The following is a 22829-nucleotide window of genomic DNA, read 5'->3' on the forward strand; positions in this document are numbered from 1 at the left end:
CGAACGGCATAAAAAACCAGCCTGTACCTATATAGAAGGTACAGGCTGGTTGTGTAGCGCTGCGGCGCCGGGATTAAACCGCGAGCACCGGCGGCGCCTCGGCCAGGGCGCGCCATTCGCTGAGTTCCGGCACGCCGGGTTTGCGCGCGCCGAACAGCTGCACGATCAGCTCGCCGTCCGCGTCGAAGGCTTCCCAGCTGGTGATCACGCCATCGCTGCTAGGCTTGCGCACACGCCACAGCTCGGCCACGGCGGGGGTTTTCAGGTGCAGGTTGAAGGCCGGGTCGAGCACGTTGAACCAGGTGTCCATCCAGCGCAGGTTTTTCACCGGGCCGCTGTGAATCTGAATGCAGTGGCGGTTGCCGACAAACACCATCAGCGGCACATCGGTGGCGCCCGCTGCTTCCATCAGCGTCGGCAATTCGGAGGGTGCCAACGGCTCAGCCCACTCGTGCCCGGCCAAACGCAGCGCTTGGGTGCGGGTGGTGTCGTGCTTTTTCAGCAGGGCAAAGAAGTGGTGGGTGTCTTTTAGGGTGGACCAGCCGGCGCGCAGGGAGTCGACGTCGATGTCGGCGTCTGGCTTGGCCACCACCGGTTCCGGCATCGGCTTCAGTTCCAGCGTGGCGCTTTGTTCCTCGGCGCGGAAACGCTCGATCAGCGGCGCCCAGGCGGCTTCGTCACTGTCTTCGGTGAAGAATACTTTATGCACGGCCATGCCTTGATGGTCGAACACCTGGATGCTGCGTTGCGTGCCGTTGCCGGTTTCTTCGGCGACGGCGAACACGCTGGCCCAGCCGCCGAGGAACAGGCGCAGGTCGATGTCAGGGGAAACCACCAGGCCCATCTGCCCGTTCGCCATCACGGTGACGTCGCGGTAATAACCTTTGCGCTCGTGCACGCAGTGTTCATTGCGGGTCAGCGCCATCACGTAACCCAACTCGCCGAGCGCCGGTAACAACGTGGCCCACGCCGGGTTCAGGCGCACGGTATCGACGCCCAAGCGGCTGGCGACCAGCTCGCCTTCGCTGACCGCCAAATGCGCGGCAGCATCGCGGGCGCGCAGTTTCGGCTGTTCGCCGCGCAGGGTTTGCCAGGCCAGGTACAGCTCGTTGGCAGCGGCGGTTGGGTGTGCAGCCTGAATGGCGCTCGTCATGGACAACTCCTCGATCAATCAACGGCTCACCGTGAGGGCGAACTCAATAGGTATTTGTACGCGGCTCGGCACAGCGCGGCCGTCCACGGTTTCGGGGCGGAACTGCCAGTCGGCCACCGCCTCCAGCGCGGCTTCATCCAGGCTGTCGATGCCGGACGAACGCACAATTTGCAGCGCGCGCTGCTGGCCGCGCTCATCCAGCCGCACTTCCAGCACCACAACGCCTTGCTGATTTCGACGCTTGGCCAGGTTCGGGTACCGCGGCTGTTTGGGCGCCTGTAAATAACTAGGGCGACGGCTGAGCACTTCGCTCACCACCGGTTTCGGCGTAGGGGAAACGGGGCCAGCGGCGGTGGCGGCAGTCGGCAATGCAACCTCGGCTGTTTCAGTTATTTCTGGTTTAGGCGGCGCCGGTTTGGTCACCGGTTTGCTCGGCTTGACCACGTGCTTGGCCATGGCGCGCGGCTCGACTTTGCGCTCCACCATCGCCGCTTTCGCCACGGGCGGAATCGGTGTTGCGGCGGGTTCGGGCACCGGTTCCCGGACGGCCGGCTGCGCCATGACAACCGCCGCCGGCGCCGGGGCTGGCGGCAGTTGAATGAGCATGGCCGCCGGCTCGTTTGAAGCCAGATCGCGAGCGCGGCCAGGCTCTACGACCGGCTCGCGCAGCAGCAAACTCGCCGCCGCATGCAGCGCGAGCGAAAGCAGGAAATACACCGAGAAGCGTCGCATCGGATGCCACGATTACCAAGATTTAATCTATTTGATAATTGTTTGCATCTGCATGTCAATATCGTTAACGTGCGGCCCGATATCAAACCGGTGGCCAAAGTAGCCGCCCGACGTTAACGATCTAGGAGTAGATCCATGTCCCTTCGTCCGCCCTTCGCCCGCAAGCCCTGGCTGGTGTTGCTGCTGCTTTCGCCCTCGCTGGCCGCCGCCGCCGACAAAACCCCGACCCAGTTCGACACGGTTACCGTCACTGCCACCCGCACCGAGCAGAAGCTTGATGAAGTGCCGAGCACCGTGTCGGTGATGACCGAGCGCGATATCGACCAGAACAACGTCAAAGACATCAAGGATTTGGTGCGTTACGAACCGGGCGTTTCGGTGGGTGGTTCCGGCAGCCGGTTCGGCTTGTCGGGCTTTACCATTCGCGGCATCGGCGGCAATCGGGTATTGACCCAAGTAGACGGCGTGGCCGTGCCGGACGCCTTTACGTTCGGGCCGTTTATGGAAGCGCGCCGCGACTACATCGACCCCGACACCATGAAGCAGGTCGAAATCATCCGTGGCCCCGCTTCGTCCCTGTACGGCAGCGACGCCATCGGCGGTGCGGTGAGCTTTCTCACCAAAGACGCGGCGGATTATCTGGAAGACGGCGACGACGCGTACGCCCGCCTGAAAACCGGCTTCGACACCTCCGACGACAGCTGGATGCGCAGCGCCACCGTTGCCGGCCGCCTGGGCAGCGTCGACGGCGTGGTGCACATCGGCCACCGCAATGGCCAGGAAGTGGATTCGTTTGGCGGGCGCGACGGCATTGGCGCCAGCCGTGGCGAAGCCAACCCGCAGGACTACAGCGCCGAAAACCTGCTGGTCAAAGGCGGCTGGAATTACTACGGCAACGACCGCCTGCAACTGACCTACGAGCGCTATTCCGTCGACACCGACACCCAGGTGCTCAGCGAATACAGCAACACCGCGACCATCCGCACCTCGGACGCCATCGACAGCACCGACCGCGAGCGCTACAGCCTTCAGCACCAGTTCGAGCTGAACACCTTGTTGGTGGACAAAGTCGACTGGCATCTGGATTACCAGGAAAGCCAGATGCGCCAGCGTACCGAGCAGGAGCGTTTCGTTGCGTCCGCACTGCGCGACCGTTACCGCGATTCCAGCTACGAAGAAAAACTGTGGGTGCTTAACGCCAAGTTCGACAAAGCGTTCGCCACCGGCCTGGTTAACCATCAGCTGATTTATGGCTTCGACGTGAAGCGTTTGGAGAACAGCGATCTGCGTCGTGGCGCGGAAACCGTGCGTGCTACCGGGGCGGCAGTGCCTGTCGCGCCAGGTGGAGACGCCTTCCCGATCAGCGACTTCCCGGACCCAACCACCAAGGAATACGCACTGTTCGCCCAGAACGAAATGACCATCGGCGCGTGGACCATCCTGCCGGGCGTGCGCTATGACCGTTTCGAAATGAAGCCCCACGTCACCGACGAATACCTCAACAGCGGCGCCACCGATGCCAGCCCTGACGACACCAAAGACGAGCACATTTCGCCGAAGCTGGGCGTGACCTTCCAGGTCGACGACGCCCACAGCGTGTACGGCCAGTACGCAGCGGGCTTCCGCGCTCCGCAGGCGGTGGAAATGTTCGGCGAGTTCGTCAACAGCACCGCGCGCTACCGCACCATTGCCAACACCAGCCTGAAAGCGGAAACCAGCGATAGCTATGAGATTGGTTTGCGCGGCCAGTACCGCGTGGGCAGCTTCGGCGCCGCGCTGTTTTACAACCGTTACAAAGACTTTATCGAACAGCAGAGCCGCACCTCTGCGCTGCCACCGCTCACTACCGACTTTCAGTACATCAACATGGACCGCGTCACCATTCGCGGCGCTGAAGCCAAAGGTGAGTTGTTCCTCGACCAGCTTGGCGTAATGCCAGCGGGCTGGAAGGCCATCGGCACCGTGGCGTATGCACGCGGGGAAGACGAAGGAACGGGCGAGCCTATTAATAGTGTCGACCCGCTCAAAGGCGTGTTCGGCCTGGGCTACGCCGCGCCAACCGGCAAGTTCGGCGGCAGCCTGAACTGGACACTCGTAGCGGCCAAGGAGCGGGTCAACAACAGCCCAACCAATGAAGGCGGCACGCCCAGCCAATACGAGCCCTCCGGCTATGGTGTGCTGGACTTGAACGGGTGGTGGCAGATTAGCGACGAATTCTCGGTAAACGCCGGCCTCTACAACTTGGGCGACAAAGAGTACTGGCAATGGGGTGATGTTCGCGGCCTGACCTCCCTCAACACCGGCCTGGACCGCTACTCCCAGCCCGGCCGCCACGCCGCCGTTAACTTCATCTGGGAAATCTGACTACCGTCCACCCCGGGTGCACGGGATAATCCCCGTTCACCTGGAGGCGTCTATGCAGTTTCTCTGCGCCCCGGAATCTTTGGCTGAAGGCCAGAGCCGGGGCTTTTTCTTGGGCGGGATAAAGCTGGTGGCCGTGCGCAAGCAAGGCCAGGTGTACGCCTATATCAACCGCTGCCCGCACAAAGGCGTGACGCTGGAATGGCAGGCGGATGAGTTTCTCGACAGCAGCCAGAGCCTGATTCAGTGCGCGCGCCATGGCGCCTTGTTTTTGATCGAGTCGGGCGAATGCATTACCGGCCCGTGTGAGGGCGAAGCGCTGACCGCCCTCGGCTGCCGCGAAGACGCCAGCGGCATTTGGGTCGACGTGCCGACTTGATGGTTATAGCTGCACGTCGAGGCGGCGCGTCAGCCTGATTTCCGTCGGCGTCAGCACCGCGCCGTAAGCCAGCACTTCGACGCCAGCCGCTTTGGCTTCTTTCAGCGCCTCGGCATAGGCCGCGTCAATTTCCCCGGCCGGGCGAACCGCGTCGATATCCGACAGGTTCACGCAATACAACTGCACCGCACGAATGCCCTGGCGCGCCAGGTTGGCCAGCTCGCGCAAATGCTTGGCGCCGCGCTGGGTTTTGGCGTCGGGAAACGCCGCCACGCGGGTGCCTTCAAAGCCCAGGGTCACGCTTTTCACTTCCACGTACGCCATGCCGGTTGGGTATTCCAAAACGAAGTCGATGCGGCTGCTTTCCTCGCCGTAGGGCACTTCACGTTTAAGCGTGGTAAAGCCGGCTAGCTCGCTGATCACGCCTTCGCGCAGCGCTTCCTCCACCAGCGGATTGGCCCGCGCCGTGTTCACACAGGCCCAGCGGCCTTGCGGGGTTTCGGCCAGTTCCCAGGTGCCGGGCAACTTGCGCTTCGGGTCGTTGGAACGGCTGAACCACACGGCGCCGCCCTCGACCATGCAATTGGACATAGAGCCGGTGTTGGGGCAGTGAATGGTCAGCGGCTCGCCGTGAAGCGTTTCGATGTCGGCGAGGAAGCGTTTGTAGCGGCGGATCAGGCGGCCTTCTTCTAATAGCGGTGAAAACAGCATCAAGGCCGCCAGGTTTTCAGGCCGCGAGCGATACGCTCGACCGCTTCCTGCAGGCGCGGCAGGCTTTGCGTGTAGGCAAAACGCACGTGATGGCCGGCTTGATAGCGGCCGAAATCCAGGCCCGGGGTGAACGCGACATGCTCGGTTTCCAGGAAGTGCTGGCAGAAGGCAAAGGCGTCGCCGCCAAAGGCGCTGATGTCTGCATATAAATAGAAGGCGCCTTCCGGTTCCACGGCAATGCCGAAACCCAATTCGCGCAGTGCGGGCAACAGGAAGTCGCGACGGCGGGCAAATTCGCCACGGCGCTGTTCGAGAATCTCCAGCGTGGCGGGTTCAAAGCACGCCAACGCGGCGTGCTGGGCCATGCTTGGCGCGCTGATATAGAGGTTCTGCGCCAGTTTCTCTAGTTCACCCACCGCTTGCGGCGGCGCCACCAGCCAGCCCAAACGCCAGCCGGTCATGCCGAAGTATTTGGAGAAGCTATTGAGCACGAAGGCGTCGTTGTCGACTTCCAACACGCTGGCGGCATCCACACCGTAAGTCAGGCCGTGGTAGATCTCGTCCACCACCAAGTGGCCGCCGTGCCCCTTGATGGCTTTGGACAAACCGCCCAATTCTTCACGCGACAACAAGGTGCCGGTCGGGTTGGCCGGCGAGGCCACCAGCGCGCCGACGCTGTCGCGGTCCCAGTGGCGGTCGACCAGTTCAGGCGTCAGTTGGTAGCGCACGTCCGGACCGACCGGTACCAGCTGCGCAGCGCCTTCCACCAGCCGTAGGAAATGACGGTTGCACGGGTAGCCTGGGTCGGCGAGCAGCCAGTGTTTGCCGGGGTCGACCAGCAAGGCGCTGGCCAGCAGCAACGCACCCGAACCGCCGGGCGTAATCAGGATGCGTTCGGGGTCTATGCTCAATCGATAACGTTGCGCGTAGAAATTGGATATGGCCTCGCGCAGGGCCGGCAAGCCGCGGGCGGCGGTGTAGCGGGTATGGCCATCGGCCAAGGCGGCCTGGCCGGCAGCGACGATGGGCGCGGCGGTGGTGAAGTCCGGCTCGCCGATTTCCAGGTGGATTACATCATGGCCGTCGGCCTGCAATTGATTGGCCCGCGCCAGCAGCGCCATCACGTGAAACGGCTCAATCGCGCGGCTGCGAGCACTGTAGGGCGAAGTCATCGGCCTTCCTTATATAAGTTCAGGCGGCGATTCTACCCAACCAGTTGGCTAAACAGCAGCACGATGACAACCGGGAGTGGCATAGGCGAAGGCGATCTGGTAAGTTCGCCCGCTTGCAGCCGCAGGGCCGGCAATAAATGACGGCAATGGACAGTAATCCTGCGCAGTGGATTAGAGAGTTTTCAAGAGGCGGTCATCCATGCCCACCAAAGCAAAAGCAAAGAACGACCCGCTCAACCGTGGTTTCGAACCGTATAAAGAAACCAAGGGTGAGGAGTACATGAGTGAGCCAATGCGTGCGCACTTCACCAATATTCTGGGCAAGTGGAAGCTTGAGCTGATGCAGGAAGTCGATCGGACTGTGCATCACATGCAGGACGAAGCGGCCAACTTCCCTGACCCGGCCGACCGTGCCAGCCAGGAAGAAGAATTCAGCCTGGAACTGCGTGCCCGTGATCGTGAGCGCAAGCTGATCAAGAAAATCGATCAGACGCTTCAACTCATCGAAGACAACGATTACGGCTGGTGCGATTCCTGCGGCGTTGAGATCGGCATCCGCCGCCTCGAAGCCCGCCCTACCGCCACCCTTTGCATCGATTGCAAAACCCTGGCGGAAATCAAAGAAAAGCAGATCGGTTCCTGATCTGAGAACGGGGCGCTTAGGCGCCCCGCTTCATTTCTGTCATGACCTTTTCTCGCGTATGACCACTCCAGCCTACATCGGGCGCTTCGCCCCTACGCCCAGCGGCTACCTGCACTTCGGCTCGCTGGTGGCGGCCCTCGCTTCCTATCTCGACGCCAAAGCCTGCGGCGGCACCTGGTTGCTGCGCATGGAAGACATCGACCCTCCCCGCGAAGTACCCGGCGCCCAATCGGCCATTTTGCAGACGCTGGAAAGCTACGGCTTCGAATGGGACGGCGAACTGGTGCGCCAGAGCGAGCGCCACGCAGTGTATGAAAGCGTGGTGCAGCGCCTGTTCAGCCAGGGCCTGGCGTACGCCTGCACCTGTTCGCGCAAGCAACTGGAGAATTACCAAGGCGTTTATCCGGGCTTCTGCCGTAACGCGGGCCATGAGCAGGAAGGCGCCGCCATTCGCCTGCGGGTGCCGGAACTTGAGTACCACTTTGTCGACCGCGTGCAAGGCGAGTACCGCCAGCATTTGGGCCGCGACGTGGGCGATTTTGTGATTCGCCGCCGCGATGGTTTGTACGCCTATCAACTGGCCGTGGTGCTGGATGACGCCTGGCAAGGCGTGACCGACATCGTTCGCGGCGCCGACCTGCTGGATTCCACGCCGCGCCAGTTGTACCTACAAGAACTGCTCGGGCTGTCGCACCCGCGTTACTTGCATGTGCCGCTGATTATTCAGCCCGATGGCCACAAACTGGGAAAATCCTACCGCTCGCCCCCGCTGGAAACCCACGAAGCCGCCCGCTTGCTACTGCGCGCCTTGCGCGCGCTGGGGCAAGCGGTGGTGCCGGAACTGGACGACGCCAAGCCAGCAGAATTGTTGGCCTGGGGCGTTCGTCATTGGGAAGTCGCGCGCATTCCACGCACGCTGACGTTGGCGGAATCGCAGCTGCGCTGACGCAACCCTCTCCCCCGCCCCTCTCCCCCAAGCGGGCGAGGGTAGACCGGCGAACCGCGTTTTGTTCCCCTCGCCCGTTTACGGGAGAGGGGCTAGGGGAGAGGGCAACCTGGAAACGCACCTTCCAGCCCTCACCTTCCATCCGTTACCATCGCCGCTCGCCAACCACGAGAAACGGCATGTACATCTACCGATTGGTCTTACTTCTGGTGGTGGGGATTTACCTCTTCTCCCCCGCCATCATGGACTGGTGGATCGACCCGACCGGCGCCTGGTATCGCCCGTATTTGCTGTGGCTGATCCTTATCGTGGTGACCTTTATCTTGCAGAGCGGACGTGATGCTGACGAGCTTTAGCCTGAGTCAGCTGATTCTGATCAGCGCTGCCTACCTCCTTGTTTTGTTCGGCGTGGCCTGGATCAGCGAGCGCGGCATCATCCCGCGCTGGATCGTCTCGCACCCGTTGACGTACACCTTGTCGCTGGGCGTGTATGCCAGTGCCTGGGCGTTCTACGGCACGGTGGGGCTGGCCTATCAATACGGCTTCGGTTTTCTGGCCAGCTATTTAGGCGTCTCGGGCGCGTTCTTGTTGGCGCCGGTGTTGCTGTATCCGATTCTGCGCATCACCCGCACGTATCAGTTGTCGTCGCTGGCCGACCTGTTTGCCTTCCGCTTTCGCAGCACCTGGGCCGGTGCGCTGACCACGCTGTTTATGCTGATCGGCGTGTTACCGCTGCTGGCCCTGCAGTTTCAGGCGGTGGCCGATTCCATTGGCATTCTCACCCGCGAGCCAGTGCACGAGCGGGTGGCGCTGAGTTACTGCGCGCTGATCACCCTGTTCACCATTTTGTTCGGCGCCCGCCACATCGCCACGCGCGGCAAGAATGAAGGCCTGGTGTTTGCCATCGCGTTTGAGTCCATCGTGAAAATGGTCGCCCTGGGCGGCATCGCGCTGTATGCCTTGTATGGCGTGTTCGGCGGCCCCCACGAATTGGAACTGTGGCTGCTGCAAAACCAGGCGACGCTCGCTGCGCTGCACACGCCGTTGCAGGAAGGCCCGTGGCGCACGCTGCTGCTGATTTTCTTCGCCTCGGCCATCGTGATGCCGCACATGTATCACATGACCTTCACGGAAAACCTCAACCCGCGCGCGATGGTCAGCGCCAGTTGGGGTCTGCCGTTGTTCCTGCTGCTGCTGAGTTTGACCGTGCCGCTGATTCTCTGGGCCGGACTGAAACTGGGCGCCACTACCAACCCGGAATATTTCACCCTCGGCATCGGCATTGCGGTGAACAACGACACCCTGGCCCTGCTGGCGTATGTGGGCGGGTTGTCGGCCTCCAGCGGTTTGATCATCGTCACCACGTTGGCGCTGTCGGGCATGGCACTGAATCACCTGGTGTTACCGCTGTATCAGCCGCCGGCGCAGGGCAATATTTACCGCTGGCTGAAGTGGACGCGCCGCGCCCTGATCATCGCCATCATTGCCGCCGGTTACGGCTTCTATCTATTACTGGGCGCCGAACAAGACCTGGCCAACCTGGGCATCGTCGCGTTTGTGGCCACCCTGCAATTTCTGCCCGGCGTGCTGTCGGTGCTGTATTGGCCGACCGCCAACCGCAAAGGTTTTATCGCCGGCCTGCTGGTGGGCATTTCGGTGTGGACCGCGAGCATGCTGTTACCGCTGATTGGTAACGTGCAGGGCATTTATATTCCGCTGTTCAACTTCGTCTACGTGCTGGACGACACCAGTTGGCACCTGGCGGCCATCGCCTCGCTGGCGGCCAACGTGCTGGTATTCACGCTGGTGTCGCTGTTCACCGAGTCTAGCGCCGAAGAAGAAAGCGCCGCCGAAGCCTGTGCTGTGGATAACGTGCGGCGCCCACAGCGGCGCGAGCTGCTGGCCACGTCGCCGCAGGAATTTGCCACGCAACTGGCCAAACCGTTGGGCGCGAAAACAGCGCAGCGGGAAGTAGAACAGGCGTTGCGCGATTTGCACCTGCCGTTCGACGAAAACCGCCCCTACGCCCTGCGCCGCCTGCGCGACCGCATTGAAGCCAACCTCTCCGGCCTGATGGGCCCAAGCGTGGCGCAGGACATTGTCGAGACGTTCCTTCCTTATAAGTCCGGCAGCGAAAGCTACGTGACCGAAGACATTCACTTCATCGAAAACCGCCTGGAAGACTACCACTCGCGCCTCACCGGCCTGGCCGCCGAGCTTGATGCCTTGCGCCGTTACCACCGTCAGACCTTGCAAGAGCTGCCCATGGGCGTGTGCTCGCTGGCCAAAGACCAGGAAATTCTGATGTGGAACCGGGCCATGGAAGACCTCACCGGCATCGTCGCTCACCGCGTGGTCGGCTCGCGGCTGTCGACCATTGGCGAGCCGTGGAAGGCGCTGCTTGAAGGCTTTATCAACCTGCCCGACGAGCACCTGCACAAACAACGCCTGGCCCTGGACGGTCAAATTCGCTGGCTGAACCTGCACAAAGCGGCGATCGACGAGCCCTTGGCGCCCGGTAACACGGGTTTGGTGTTACTGGTCGAAGACCTCACCGAAACGCAGATGCTCGAAGACAAACTGGTGCACTCCGAACGCCTGGCGAGCATTGGCCGCCTGGCTGCGGGCGTGGCCCATGAAATCGGCAACCCCATTACCGGCATCGCCTGCCTGGCGCAAAACCTGCGCGAAGAACGCGAAACCGATCCGGAACTGGCGGAAATCAGCAGCCAGATCATCGAGCAGACCAAGCGGGTGTCGCGCATCGTGCAGTCGTTGATGAGCTTTGCCCACGCGGGCGGGCGTCAGCAGCCGGAAGAGCCGGTGTGCCTGGCGGAAGTGGCGCAGGACGCTATCGGTTTACTGGCCCTGAACCGGCGCAGCATCGAAGTGCAATTCTTTAATTTGTGCGACCCGGACCACTGGGCCGTAGGCGATCCGCAGCGTTTGGCGCAGGTGCTGATCAACTTGTTGTCCAACGCCCGCGACGCCTCGCCACCGCGCGGCGCGATTCGCGTGAAGAGCGAAGCCAGCGAACAGACCGTCGATTTAATCGTCGAAGATGAAGGCACCGGCATTCCCAAGGCGATCATGGATCGCCTGTTCGAACCGTTCTTTACCACCAAAGATCCCGGTGAAGGAACCGGCCTGGGCCTCGCTCTGGTCTATTCCATCGTTGAAGAGCATTATGGGCAAATTACAATCGACAGCCCGGCAGACCCGGAGCTACAACGCGGAACCCGTATTCGGGTAACGTTACCGCGACATGTCGAAGCGACGTCCGTAGTGACCAGAGATCGTCGAGAGAGCTGAATTCATGCCACATATTCTGATCGTCGAAGACGAGACCATTATCCGTTCCGCCCTGCGCCGCTTGTTGGAGCGCAACCAGTACGAAGTCAGCGAAGCCGGCTCCGTGCAGGAAGCCCAGGAACGGTTCAACATCCCCAGCTTTGACCTGATCGTCAGCGATTTGCGTCTACCCGGCGCGCCCGGCACCGAGCTGATCAAGCTCGGCCAAGGCATTCCGGTGCTGATCATGACCAGCTACGCCAGCCTGCGTTCAGCGGTCGACTCCATGAAAATGGGCGCGGTGGATTACATCGCCAAACCCTTCGACCACGACGAAATGCTCCAGGCCGTGGCGCGCATCCTTCGCGACCGCCAAGACAACAAACCGGCCCTCGCCGTCAGCACCAGCAATGGCAACCGCGCCGGTGACAAAGCCGTAGCCGGTAACACCAACGGCGAAATCGGCATCATCGGCTCCAGCCCGTCGATGCAAGAGCTGTACAGCAAAATCCGCAAAGTCGCCCCCACCGATTCCACCGTGCTGGTTCAAGGCGAATCCGGCACCGGTAAAGAGTTGGTGGCGCGTGCGCTGCACAACCTGTCCAAACGCGCCAAGGCGCCGATGATTTCGGTGAACTGCGCGGCCATTCCTGAAACCCTGATCGAGTCCGAACTGTTCGGCCATGAGAAAGGCGCGTTCACGGGCGCCAGCGCCGGCCGCGCGGGCTTGGTGGAAGCGGCCGACGGCGGCACGCTGTTCCTCGACGAAATTGGTGAGCTGCCGCTAGAAGCACAAGCGCGCCTGCTGCGCGTGCTGCAAGAAGGGGAGATTCGCCGCGTGGGTTCGGTGCAGTCGCAAAAGGTGGATGTGCGCTTGATCGCCGCCACCCACCGCGACCTGAAAACCCTGGCCAAAACCGGCCAATTCCGTGAAGACCTTTTCTACCGCCTGCACGTTATCGCCCTGAAGCTGCCCGCTCTGCGCGAGCGCGGTGCCGACGTCAGCGAAATCGCCGCGCTGTTCCTGGCCCGCCAGTCGAGCAAAATGGGCCGCAGCGACCTGCGCTTCGCCCCCGACGCCGAGCAGGCGATTCGTCATTACACCTGGCCAGGTAACGTGCGCGAATTGGAAAACGCCATCGAGCGCGCCGTCATTCTGTGTGAAGGCTCGGATATTTCAGCTGAGCTGCTGGGCATCGACGTAGAACTCGACGACCTCGAAGACGGCGATTTCCTCGGTGCTCCCGTTAGCCACAACAGCACTAACGCTCACGAGCCGACCGAAGACCTGTCGTTGGAAGACTACTTCCAGCACTTCGTGCTTGAGCACCAAGACCACATGACTGAAACCGAGCTGGCGCGCAAATTGGGCATCAGCCGTAAATGCCTGTGGGAACGCCGTCAACGCCTGGGCATTCCACGGCGCAAAACCGGCGCCGCATTGGAAGGTTGATAGCTGAGCGGTAACAAGGAATGTGCGCGCCGGGTCGCCACACTTTGTTACCGCTCCAACATCGCGTAACAAAGCCGGGTTTAACGGTAACGGAAATCCGGCTTTTTTGTGCCTGTTCTGACACAGCGATTCTAGCTAAGCCCTTGTTTTATAAGGATTCACCAAAACTGGCACGGCATCTGCTATATGTTTGGTACAACAACAATAACAAGCAACGCCCAAGACAATAAAAATAAGACGTAACGACTCCAGCACAACAAAAACAAAATCGCGGGAGGCGCAGCTAACTGATTCTTTTGGAGAGGAATGGCTTTTGGGGTTCGCCCCGCGACCAGGCTGAGAATAACAAGACTGCTTTCAGGCAGAGCCCGAACTGGTTGGATCGAATGATCATGGCTACATCAGCATCCAAAGCAATCCGTTTGCTATTAACCTCCAAATTGGAGGTTTTTCCTGAAGCCACTAGGCCGACGGAACGGGTCAACAAACAAAAACAACAAGCCCGACATAATAATAAAAACAAAGCACGCACCTACTTGGGGGGGAGCCTCGGCTCCCCCAGTAGCTTTTGCTACCACCCTCTCGTTTCCCTCCTTCTATATCGCGCTTCACGCCCAACTTCGCGGCGTCCTACACCATTCCCCGACACAATGCTAGAATCCGCAGCCTTCATGCGGTCATTTCCTTTTCTGGCCGGTCATTCCGTCAAACAGTGCATCCCATGCTGAAAAAGCTGTTCCAGTCCCTACGCTCCCCATTGCGCCGCGCCAAGCAGCACCCGCGCAGCACCCCCGAAGTGGTGACCAGTCACCAGCACCCGTTGCGTCGCGCGCACATCAGTCGCTATGCGGTGAGCATCGTTGAACGCTTGCAGAACGCGGGTTACCAGGCCTACCTGGTCGGCGGCTGTGTACGCGACTTGCTACTGGACATCGAACCCAAAGACTTCGACGTCGCCACCAGCGCCACCCCCGAGCAAGTGCGTGCCGAATTTCGCAACGCCCGGGTCATCGGCCGCCGCTTCAAGTTGGTTCATGTGCACTTCGGTCGCGAAATCATCGAAGTGGCCACCTTCCGCGCCAATCACCCGGTGAGCGAAGAAGAGGAAGACAGCAACCAGTCTTCCCGCCACGAAAGCGGCCGCATCTTGCGCGACAACGTATATGGCAGCCTGGAAGACGACGCCCAGCGCCGCGACTTCACCATCAACGCCCTGTACTTCGATGTAACCGGCGAGCGCATTCTCGATTACGCCCGTGGCATGCACGACATCCGTAACCGCCAGGTGCGCCTGATTGGTGACCCGGAAAAGCGTTACCTCGAAGACCCTGTGCGCATGCTGCGTGCGGTGCGCTTTGCCGCCAAGCTCGACTTCGACATCGAAAGCCACAGCGCCGAGCCGATTCCGCGCTTGGCGAAAATGCTGCGGGACATTCCCTCGGCGCGCCTGTTTGATGAAGTGCTCAAACTGTTCCTCTCCGGTTACGCCGAGCACGTGTTCGAGCTGCTGCTAGAGTACGACCTGTTCGAGCCGCTGTTCCCGGCCAGCGCCGCCGCCCTCAAGGCGAGCCCGGAATACACGTACAACCTGATCAGCCAGGCCTTGATCAACACCGATCAGCGCATTGAAGACGGCAAGCCGGTGACCCCGGCGTTCCTGTTCGCCGCCCTGCTCTGGCCTGCGCTGCCGGCCCGCGTGATCAAGCTGCAAGACCGTGGCATGCCGCCGATTCCGGCGATGCAGGAAGCGGCTCACGAACTGATCGCAGAGCAATGCCAACGCATTGCCGTGCCCAAGCGTTTCACCATTCCAATCCGCGAAATCTGGGACATGCAGGAGCGCCTGCCTCGGCGCAGCGGCAAACGTGCCGACCTGTTGCTGGAGAACCCACGTTTCCGCGCCGGCTACGATTTCTTGCTGCTGCGCGAAAGCGCCGGAGAGAAAACCAATGGCCTGGGGGACTGGTGGACCGATTACCAGGATTGCACCGACAGCGAACGCCGCCAGATGATTCGCGACCTCGCCGCCACGGGTGAAGACACCAGCACTGCACCGCGCAAACGTCGTCGCAGCGGTAGCAGTCGCAAACGCGGCGCCGCCCCGAGCCCGGCGCAAGACTGATGGAGCGGGTGTATATCGGTCTCGGTAGCAACCTGGCCGAACCACTGGACCAATTGCGCGGCGCCCTGGCGGCGCTGGCGCAGTTGCCCGATACCCAGTTGGTGAATTGCTCTTCCTTCTATAGCAGCGACCCCCTCGGCCCCGCCGACCAGCCCCGTTACGTCAATGCCGTCGCAGCGCTGGATACTGCCCTCGCGCCCCTGTCACTGCTCGATGCGTTGCAAGCCATCGAACTGGACCAGGGCCGCGAACGCAAAGCCGAACGCTGGGGACCGCGAACCCTCGATCTGGACATTCTCGCCTTCGGCCAACGCCTGCTTAACGAACCCCGTTTGCAGGTGCCGCATTACCACATGCATGCCCGGCCGTTCGTCCTCTACCCGCTCGCCGAACTGGCCCCCGAACTGACCCTGGCCGATGGTCGCCGCCTCAGCGACCTGCTACTGGCCTGTCCCTTCGAAGGCCTGGAAAAACTGCCTGCCTCGCTGTAACCGCCGCCGTTGCTGGGCTCAGGTAGTAAAACTACAAGCCCGGCATTGGCGGTAACGCCAGTAACAAGTCGGTAACACCTGCAATTGACTTCGCCCTTTCGCATCACGACTATAGGCGTCCCGTTGCCCCGCGCCGGTGCGCGCGAGGCGCTAAGAGGACCAATATGATGCCTGACGTTACCCTGAGCACCCTGCAAGAGCTGAATCAAAAAGGCGAAAAAATCGTCATGCTCACTGCCTACGATGCCACCTTCGCTTCCGTTGCCGCGAAGGCCGGCGTCGAGGTGCTGCTGGTGGGCGATTCCCTCGGCATGGTTGTGCAAGGCCATGACAGCACCCTGCCCGTCAGCGTTGCCGATATGGCTTACCACACCGCCTGCGTAAAACGCGGCAACAGCGGTGCGCTCATCCTTACCGACCTGCCTTTCATGGCCTACGCCACGCTCGAACAAGCCTTGGTCAACAGCGGCGCGCTGATGCAAGCCGGCGCTCATATGGTCAAGCTCGAAGGCGGCGCCTTCCTCACTGAAACCGTGCGCCGTCTGGCCGAGAACGGCGTGCCGGTGTGCATGCACATGGGCCTGACGCCGCAGTCGGTCAACGTGCTCGGCGGCTATAAAGTGCAAGGCCGCGGCGAAGCCCAGGCGCGGCAACTGCGCAGCGATGCGATCGCCCTCGAACAAGCTGGCGCCGCCATGCTGCTGCTCGAATGCGTGCCGAGCGAGCTGGCCGCTGAAATTACCGAAGCGGTGAAAATTCCCGTCATCGGTATTGGTGCCGGTAACGCCACCGACGGCCAGGTTCTGGTGCTGCACGACATGCTCGGCCTGTCGCTCACCGGCCGTACGCCCAAGTTCGTGAAGAACTTTATGCAAGACCAGACCAGCATCGATGGCGCCATTCGCGCCTATGTCGCGGCGGTCAAAGATTCGTCATTCCCTGCCGCTGAACACGGATTCTCTGCATGAACACGGTTACCACCGTCCGCGAATTACGCGCCGCTGTTGCTCAAGCGCGTGCCGAGGGCAAAGACGTCGGCCTGGTGCCGACCATGGGCAATCTGCACGACGGCCACGCCAAGCTGGTGGAAAAAGCCGCCCAGCGCGTCGACTTCGTGGTTGCCAGCATCTTCGTCAACCCGCTGCAGTTCGGGCCGAAGGAAGACTTGGAAAACTACCCGCGCACCCTGGCCGCCGACAAAGAACGCCTGATTCAAGCCGGTTGCCAACTGCTGTTCGCGCCAAGCGTTGAAGAGATGTATCCCGACGGCATGGCCGCGCAAACCATCGTGCACGTGTCTGGCGTTTCCGAAGGCCTGTGTGGCGGCAGCCGCCCTGGGCATTTCGACGGCGTGTCGACCGTGGTGACCAAACTGTTCCAGATGGTGCAGCCGGACATCGCCATCTTCGGCCAGAAGGACTACCAGCAACTGGCCGTAATCCGCACCCTGGTGCGCGACCTGAACATGCCCATCCAGATTATCGGCGAGCCCACCGTACGCGCCGAAGACGGCCTGGCGCTGTCTTCGCGCAACGGTTATCTGGACGACACCCAGCGCGCCGCCGTTCCAGCCATCTACCAATGCCTGCAACAAATGGCCACCGCCATCAAAGCCGGCGCCCGCGATTTCGCGCCGCTGATCGAGCAAGGCCAGCAGCAGCTGGAAGCTGCCGGTTTCCGTATGGATTACCTGGAAGTGCGCCGCTCCGACAATCTGCGCCCGGCCACTAAAGATGATCGCCAGTTGGCCATTCTGGTTGCCGTGTTCGTCGGCACTACGCGCCTGATCGACAACGTCGTGTTCGAGTTGCCCGAAAGCGCCTGACCCATCCCGTACTGCTTATTAACCCCCGGCGCCCTTCCAACAACAAAAGGCGCCGTTGTTTAGCCTGCCGAGGCTCTTTAAAGGAAGCACGCCATGCACGCCATCATGCTCAAGGCCAAACTGCACCGCGCCGAAGTGACCCACGCGGTGCTCGATTACGAAGGCTCATGCGCCATTGACGGCGAATGGCTCGACCTGGCCGGCATTCGCGAGTACGAGCAAATTCAGATTTACAACGTCGACAACGGTGAGCGCTTCACCACCTACGCCATCCGTGGCGAAGAAGGCTCGCGCATCATCTCGGTCAACGGCGCGGCCGCGCACAAAGCCCATGTCGGCCACCGCGTCATCATTTGCGCCTACGCCCACTACAGCGAGGCCGAGCTGGTGAATTTCAAACCGCGCATGTTGTATATGGCGCCGGGCAATGAACTCAGTCACACCAGCGATGCCATACCGGTACAAGTTGCGTAAGCACAGGGCTATGATGCGTCCTGTTTTCCGCGCTGGAGCTCGGTTTACGGACGCGCACGGGGTTGGCATGAAAGCCGCTAAACCCCGTATCGCCCGCTAAGAAAAAGCCTGGAGCCTTCCGGGCTTTTTAATGGTCATAGGTTTCTCACGTTAGTCAGAAAGGAATTTGCAGGCTATGGCGTACTACCAACACCCTCATGACGTTACAACCTTGCCGGCCTGGCAGGCACTGCGCCAGCATCGCGAAGCCATGCAGAACTTCAGCATGCGCGAAGCTTTCAACTCCGATGACAAGCGCTTCGCCGAATTCTCCCTGAGCAGCTGTGGCCTGTTTCTCGATTACTCGAAAAACCTGATCACCACCGAAACCCGCGACCTGCTCGTCGCCCTGGCTGAAGAAGTCGGGCTTAAAGAAGCGATTGAGCAGTTGTTCGACGGCACTCTGGTGAACGCCTCGGAAGGTCGTCCGGCCCTGCACACCGCCCTGCGTCGCCCGGTTGGCGAGCGCCTGATGGTCAACGGCGCCAACGTGATGCCCGACGTGCACCGCGTGCTGAACCAAATGACCGAGCTGGTCACGCGCATTCACAACGGCCTGTGGCGCGGTTACACCGAAAAGCCGATCACCGACGTGGTCAACATCGGCATCGGCGGCTCGTTCCTCGGCCCGCAACTGGTGTCCGAAGCGCTGCTGCCCTATGCCCAGCAAGGCGTGCGCTGCCACTACCTGGCAAACATCGACGGCAGTGAATTCCACGAGCTGTCCGATGGCCTGAAGGCCGAGACCACACTGTTTATCGTCTCGTCGAAATCGTTCAACACCCTCGAAACCCTGAAAAACGCCCAGGCCGCGCGCAGCTGGTACCTGGCGCAAGGCGGTTCCGAGGGCGATCTGTACAAGCACTTCATCGCCGTTTCCAGCAACCGTGAGGCCGCCGTGGCCTTTGGTATTCGTGAAGAAAACATCTTCCCGATGTGGGACTGGGTAGGCGGGCGTTACTCGCTGTGGTCGGCCATCGGTTTGCCTATCGCGCTGGCCATCGGCATGTCCAACTTCAAGGAACTGCTCTCCGGCGCCTACAGCATGGACCAGCACTTTCAGACCGCGCCGTTCGAACGCAACATGCCGGTGCTGCTGGCCCTGCTCGGCGTGTGGTACGGCAACTTCTGGAGCGCGCAAAGCCACGCGATCCTTCCGTACGACCATTACCTGCGCAACATCACTAAGCACTTGCAGCAGTTGGACATGGAATCCAACGGCAAGAGCGTGCGCCAGGACGGCAGCGCCGCTACCTGCGACACCGGCCCGGTGATCTGGGGTGGCGTTGGCTGTAACGGCCAGCACGCCTACCACCAGTTATTGCACCAAGGCACCCAACTGATTCCGGCCGACTTTATTGTGCCGGTGGTCAGCTACAACCCGGTGGCCGACCACCACCAATGGCTGTACGCCAACTGCCTGTCGCAGAGCCAGGCATTGATGCTGGGTAAAACCCGCGAAGAAGCTGAAGTCGAACTGCGCAGCAAAGGCTTGCCGGAAGAAGAAGTGCAGCGCCTGGCGCCGCACAAAGTCATTCCCGGCAATCGCCCGAGCAACACCTTGGCCATGGAACGCATCAGCCCGCGTCGCCTCGGCGGCTTGGTGGCGCTGTATGAACACAAAGTGTTTGTGCAGAGCGTGGTGTGGGGGATCAACGCCTTCGACCAGTGGGGCGTTGAGCTGGGTAAGGAATTGGGCAAGGGCGTGTACCAGCGTCTTACGGGCGGTAACGAACAGCCGGCTGAGGATGCGTCCACTCAGGGTCTGATCGATTACTTCCGCGGCCGTCACCGCGGGTGATGGGTTAGCGAGAACACAAAGCCGGCCTGCTTACACAGGCCGGCTTTTTTGTGGATGCACGATTAAGAGCATCGCGGCTGAAGCCGCTCCTACAGGGGTTTGGAAACTGTGGGAGCGGCTTTAGCCGCGATCCCCCGCAAACGCCGGCTATTCGAGGGGGTTGTACCTTTCTTCGTCGCCAGTGCACCCTTACGGTCTATCTTTAGCTTCACGCTTTCCTACATCCTGCGGTCAAAACTAGCGGTCAACAAAAACAAGGACTCCGCCATGTTCAAGATCTCCGACCACCCGGTTGCCGATGCCGTGCGTGAGCGCGCACTGATCGACAATGAGGGCTACCAGCGCCTGTACAAACAATCCATCGAGCAGCCCGAGCAGTTCTGGGGCGAACAGGCCAAAGCATTCCTCGACTGGTTCCAGCCATGGCGCAGCGTGTACCACGGCGACATGGCCACCGGCCACGCCAGTTGGTTCAAGGAAGGCAAACTCAACGTCAGCTACAACTGCATCGACCGCCACCTGGAAAAACGTGGCGATCAGGTGGCCATCATTTGGGAAGGCGACAACCCCAGCGAGTCGGCGCACATCACCTACAAAAAACTTCATCACCACGTTTGCCGCCTGGCCAATGTGCTGAAAAGCCGTGGCGTGCAGAAAGGCGACCGCGTGTGTATCTATATGCCCATGGTGCCGGAAGCCACCTACGCCATGCTCGCCTGCGCGCGCATCGGCGCGGTGCATTCGGTGGTGTTCGGCGGCTTCTCGCCCGACGCCCTGCGCGACCGCATTCTGGATGCCGACTGCCGCACCGTGATCACCGCCGATGAAGGCGTGCGCGGCGGCAAATACGTGCCGCTGAAAAAGAACGTGGATAAAGCCCTGGAAAGCTGCCCGGGCGTTTCGACCGTCGTCGTGGTGCAACGCACCGAAGGCGATGTGCAATGGCAAGACGGCCGCGACCTCTGGTACCACGAAGCGGTGCGCGGCGCTGACAGCGAATGCGCGCCAGAGCCGATGGACGCCGAAGACCCGCTGTTCATCCTGTACACCTCCGGCTCCACCGGCAAACCCAAAGGCGTACTGCACACCACCGGCGGCTACTTGCTGATGGCGGCCATGACCCACAAGTACGTGTTCGACTACCACGACGGTGACGTGTACTGGTGCACCGCGGACGTCGGCTGGGTCACCGGCCACAGCTACATCGTCTACGGCCCGTTGGCCAACGGCGCCACCACGCTGGTGTTTGAAGGCGTGCCGAATTACCCCGACAGCTCGCGCTTCTGGCAGGTGATCGACAAGCACGAGGTCAACATTTTCTACACGGCGCCAACCGCCCTGCGCGCCTTGATGCGCGAAGGCACCGGCCCGGTGGAAAAGACCTCGCGCGCCAGCTTGCGCCTGCTCGGCAGCGTCGGCGAGCCGATCAACCCGGAAGCCTGGGAATGGTATTTCAACGTGGTCGGCGAATGCCGCTGCCCGATTGTTGATACCTGGTGGCAGACCGAAACCGGCGGCATCATGCTCACGCCATTGCCGGGTGCGACCGTATTGAAACCGGGCGCAGCGACCAAACCGTTCTTCGGCGTGCAGCCGGCGTTGCTGGATGAACACGGCAAGGAAATCGACGGCCCCGGCTCAGGCGTATTGGTGATCAAAGCCAGTTGGCCCAGCCAGATCCGCAGCGTGTACGGCGACCATCAGCGCATGATCGACACCTACTTCAAGCCCTACCCCGGTTACTACTTCGCCGGCGACGGCGCGCGCCGCGATGCCGACGGCGATTACTGGATTACCGGGCGTATCGACGACGTAATCAACGTCTCGGGCCACCGCATCGGCACCGCTGAAGTGGAAAGCGCCTTGGTGCTGCACGACGCCGTGGCCGAAGCGGCGGTGGTCGGTTATCCCCACGACGTTAAAGGCCAGGGCATTTACGCGTTTGTGACGCTGATGCAGGGCATCGAGGTCAGCGACGAGCTGCAGAAAGAACTGCTGACGCTGGTCGGCAAGGAAATCGGCAGCTTCGCCAAACCGGAACTGCTGCAATGGGCGCCGGGCTTGCCGAAAACCCGCTCGGGCAAAATCATGCGCCGCATCCTGCGCAAGATCGCCTGCAACGAACTCGACAGCCTGGGCGACACCTCGACCCTGGCCGACCCGTCGGTAGTCGACAGCCTTATCGACAACCGCCTCAACCGCTAGCCCGCACCACCCGGCAGCGCGCACGCGGTGCCGGGTCTGTTTATGAAGTGAGTCATGGAATTTATTCGCCAGCGCATCGAGCGACAGATCTTCAGCCTGACGGGCCTTGCGCTCGGCCAAATCGACTTTGAACAACCACTCGGCGACCCCGGCCTGTTTGGCCCGGAAGCCGTTTGTTGGCGCGTGCACGGCGACTTCACCAGCATGATGGTCGGCGGCATCAGCGCCCTGCTGCTGCAAGCGCTGCATCCCCTGGCTCTGGCCGGCGTGTGGGATCACTCCAACTTTCGCGAAGACTTGCTCGGTCGCCTGCGCCGCACCGGGCAATTTATTTCCGGCACCACGTATGGCTCGACCCGAGACGCCAATTGGCTGATCGACAAAGTGCGCACCATTCACCTGCAAGTGACCGGCACCGCCGCCGATGGCCGCCCCTATGCGGCGAGCGATCCGGCGTTACTGACCTGGGTGCACGTGGCGGAAGTGAGCAGCTTTCTGGCTGCCCATTTGCGCTACTTCAACCCGGATTTATCTGTGAGCGAGCAAGACCGTTACTACGCCGAAATCGCCTTGATCGCCGAGCGACTAGGCGCCACAAACGTGCCGCGCAGTTGCCAGGAAGTGGCCGATTACCTGGAACAGATTCGTCCGCAATTGCGCTGCGATGAGCGCAGCCTGGAAATCCTGCGCGTGCTGTTCAACGCGCCGGCGCCCAGCCACATCGCCAAGCCGTTCGGGGCGCTGATGATGCGCGCCGGTGTCGACCTGCTACCGCGTTGGGCCGCCGATATGCTGGGGCTCGAATTGTCAGAACGCCAACGCCTGCTGATTCGCAGCGGCGTCAAACGCGGTGCGCCATTGCTGCGGTGGGCCGTGCGCGGCAGCGCCTTGATGCGCGCCCGGCGGCGCATGGGTTTGCCGCCCCTGCGCTGACCCACCAGTCAGCCAAGCCGGTGGCCGCGCCATTGCCGCCTATGCCACCATAACCGCCCGCCGCGGCCTGGCCGCGCCCTGCTCACATGAGGATTCGC

19 protein-coding genes are annotated in these 22829 nt (G+C 61.5%); 15 read left to right on the forward strand and 4 right to left on the reverse strand.

The annotated features are described in order from the left end of the window. Positions 1–73 precede the first annotated feature (73 nt). Entirely contained in the window at positions 74–1153 is a 1080-nt protein-coding gene (locus tag ACZZ0Q_RS19750) for a hemin-degrading factor (protein WP_463541078.1), read from the reverse strand. An 18-nt stretch (positions 1154–1171) separates the two neighbouring features. After that, entirely contained in the window at positions 1172–1885 is a 714-nt protein-coding gene (locus tag ACZZ0Q_RS19755; protein ID WP_463541077.1) for an energy transducer TonB, read from the reverse strand. A gap of 135 nt (positions 1886–2020) precedes the next feature. Between ACZZ0Q_RS19755 and ACZZ0Q_RS19760 the strand changes: the two genes are divergently transcribed. Together ACZZ0Q_RS19760 and ACZZ0Q_RS19765 are read left to right on the forward strand one after the other, a co-directional pair. Next, entirely contained in the window at positions 2021–4249 is a 2229-nt protein-coding gene (locus ACZZ0Q_RS19760; protein ID WP_463541076.1) for a TonB-dependent hemoglobin/transferrin/lactoferrin family receptor, read from the forward strand. Between the two features lie 52 nt (positions 4250–4301). Further along, positions 4302–4625: a Rieske (2Fe-2S) protein gene (locus ACZZ0Q_RS19765; protein WP_463541075.1), complete on the forward strand. Its 324-nt coding sequence runs from the start codon at positions 4302–4304 to the stop codon at positions 4623–4625. Between the two features lie 3 nt (positions 4626–4628). On the opposite strand, the gene sfsA is transcribed toward ACZZ0Q_RS19765, so the two are convergent. Beyond that, the gene (sfsA, locus tag ACZZ0Q_RS19770; RefSeq protein WP_463541074.1) at positions 4629–5336 is read right to left on the reverse strand and encodes a DNA/RNA nuclease SfsA; all 708 of its coding nucleotides are present in this window, start codon (positions 5334–5336) and stop codon (positions 4629–4631) included. Next, entirely contained in the window at positions 5336–6508 is a 1173-nt protein-coding gene (locus tag ACZZ0Q_RS19775; RefSeq protein ID WP_122493041.1) for a pyridoxal phosphate-dependent aminotransferase, read from the reverse strand. Before ACZZ0Q_RS19775 ends, sfsA begins: the two co-directional genes overlap by 1 nt. Before the next feature lie 199 nt (positions 6509–6707). Between ACZZ0Q_RS19775 and dksA the strand changes: the two genes are divergently transcribed. The 13 genes from dksA to ACZZ0Q_RS19840 all read left to right on the forward strand — a co-directional run bounded on the left by dksA (position 6708) and on the right by ACZZ0Q_RS19840 (position 22731). Further along, positions 6708–7151 carry an RNA polymerase-binding protein DksA gene (gene dksA / locus ACZZ0Q_RS19780; protein ID WP_457438518.1) on the forward strand — a complete coding sequence of 148 codons (444 nt, stop codon included), beginning with the start codon at positions 6708–6710 and terminating at the stop codon, positions 7149–7151. Positions 7152–7209: 58 nt separating this feature from the next. Then, a complete protein-coding gene (gene gluQRS, locus ACZZ0Q_RS19785) occupies positions 7210–8097 on the forward strand; it encodes a tRNA glutamyl-Q(34) synthetase GluQRS (protein WP_463541073.1) in 888 nt (295 codons plus the stop codon). A gap of 179 nt (positions 8098–8276) precedes the next feature. Then, on the forward strand, positions 8277–8453 hold the full coding sequence (locus ACZZ0Q_RS19790; RefSeq protein WP_108100001.1) for a hypothetical protein: 177 nt from the start codon (positions 8277–8279) through the stop codon (positions 8451–8453). Next, complete coding sequence (locus ACZZ0Q_RS19795) at positions 8437–11409, forward strand: sensor histidine kinase (RefSeq protein WP_463541072.1); 2973 nt, start codon at positions 8437–8439, stop codon at positions 11407–11409. The genes ACZZ0Q_RS19790 and ACZZ0Q_RS19795 overlap by 17 nt, the downstream gene beginning before the upstream one ends. Positions 11410–11413: 4 nt before the next feature. Next, positions 11414–12841, forward strand: a complete 1428-nt coding sequence (locus tag ACZZ0Q_RS19800; protein WP_463541071.1) for a sigma-54-dependent transcriptional regulator — start codon at positions 11414–11416, stop codon at positions 12839–12841. A 721-nt stretch (positions 12842–13562) separates the two neighbouring features. Then, positions 13563–14963: a polynucleotide adenylyltransferase PcnB gene (locus tag ACZZ0Q_RS19805; RefSeq protein ID WP_122454070.1), complete on the forward strand. Its 1401-nt coding sequence runs from the start codon at positions 13563–13565 to the stop codon at positions 14961–14963. After that, positions 14963–15454, forward strand: a complete 492-nt coding sequence (gene folK, locus ACZZ0Q_RS19810; RefSeq protein ID WP_463541070.1) for a 2-amino-4-hydroxy-6-hydroxymethyldihydropteridine diphosphokinase — start codon at positions 14963–14965, stop codon at positions 15452–15454. Before ACZZ0Q_RS19805 ends, folK begins: the two co-directional genes overlap by 1 nt. Positions 15455–15621: 167 nt before the next feature. Then, positions 15622–16422 carry a 3-methyl-2-oxobutanoate hydroxymethyltransferase gene (gene panB, locus ACZZ0Q_RS19815; protein WP_463541069.1) on the forward strand — a complete coding sequence of 267 codons (801 nt, stop codon included), beginning with the start codon at positions 15622–15624 and terminating at the stop codon, positions 16420–16422. Beyond that, positions 16419–17279 (forward strand): pantoate--beta-alanine ligase, encoded by an 861-nt coding sequence (gene panC / locus ACZZ0Q_RS19820; RefSeq protein ID WP_463541068.1) that lies wholly within the window; start codon positions 16419–16421, stop codon positions 17277–17279. Before panB ends, panC begins: the two co-directional genes overlap by 4 nt. A 93-nt stretch (positions 17280–17372) precedes the next feature. Beyond that, the gene (panD, locus tag ACZZ0Q_RS19825; protein WP_122454067.1) at positions 17373–17753 is read left to right on the forward strand and encodes an aspartate 1-decarboxylase; all 381 of its coding nucleotides are present in this window, start codon (positions 17373–17375) and stop codon (positions 17751–17753) included. 175 nt (positions 17754–17928) lie between these two features. Then, positions 17929–19593, forward strand: coding sequence for a glucose-6-phosphate isomerase (gene pgi / locus ACZZ0Q_RS19830; protein ID WP_463541067.1), 1665 nt, complete (start codon positions 17929–17931; stop codon positions 19591–19593). A gap of 267 nt (positions 19594–19860) precedes the next feature. After that, entirely contained in the window at positions 19861–21798 is a 1938-nt protein-coding gene (gene acs / locus ACZZ0Q_RS19835) for an acetate--CoA ligase (RefSeq protein WP_463560872.1), read from the forward strand. Between the two features lie 54 nt (positions 21799–21852). Continuing rightward, positions 21853–22731 (forward strand): oxygenase MpaB family protein, encoded by an 879-nt coding sequence (locus ACZZ0Q_RS19840; protein ID WP_463541066.1) that lies wholly within the window; start codon positions 21853–21855, stop codon positions 22729–22731. Positions 22732–22829 lie beyond the last annotated feature (98 nt).

It is taken from the genome of Pseudomonas sp. AC070 (assembly GCF_979258635.1).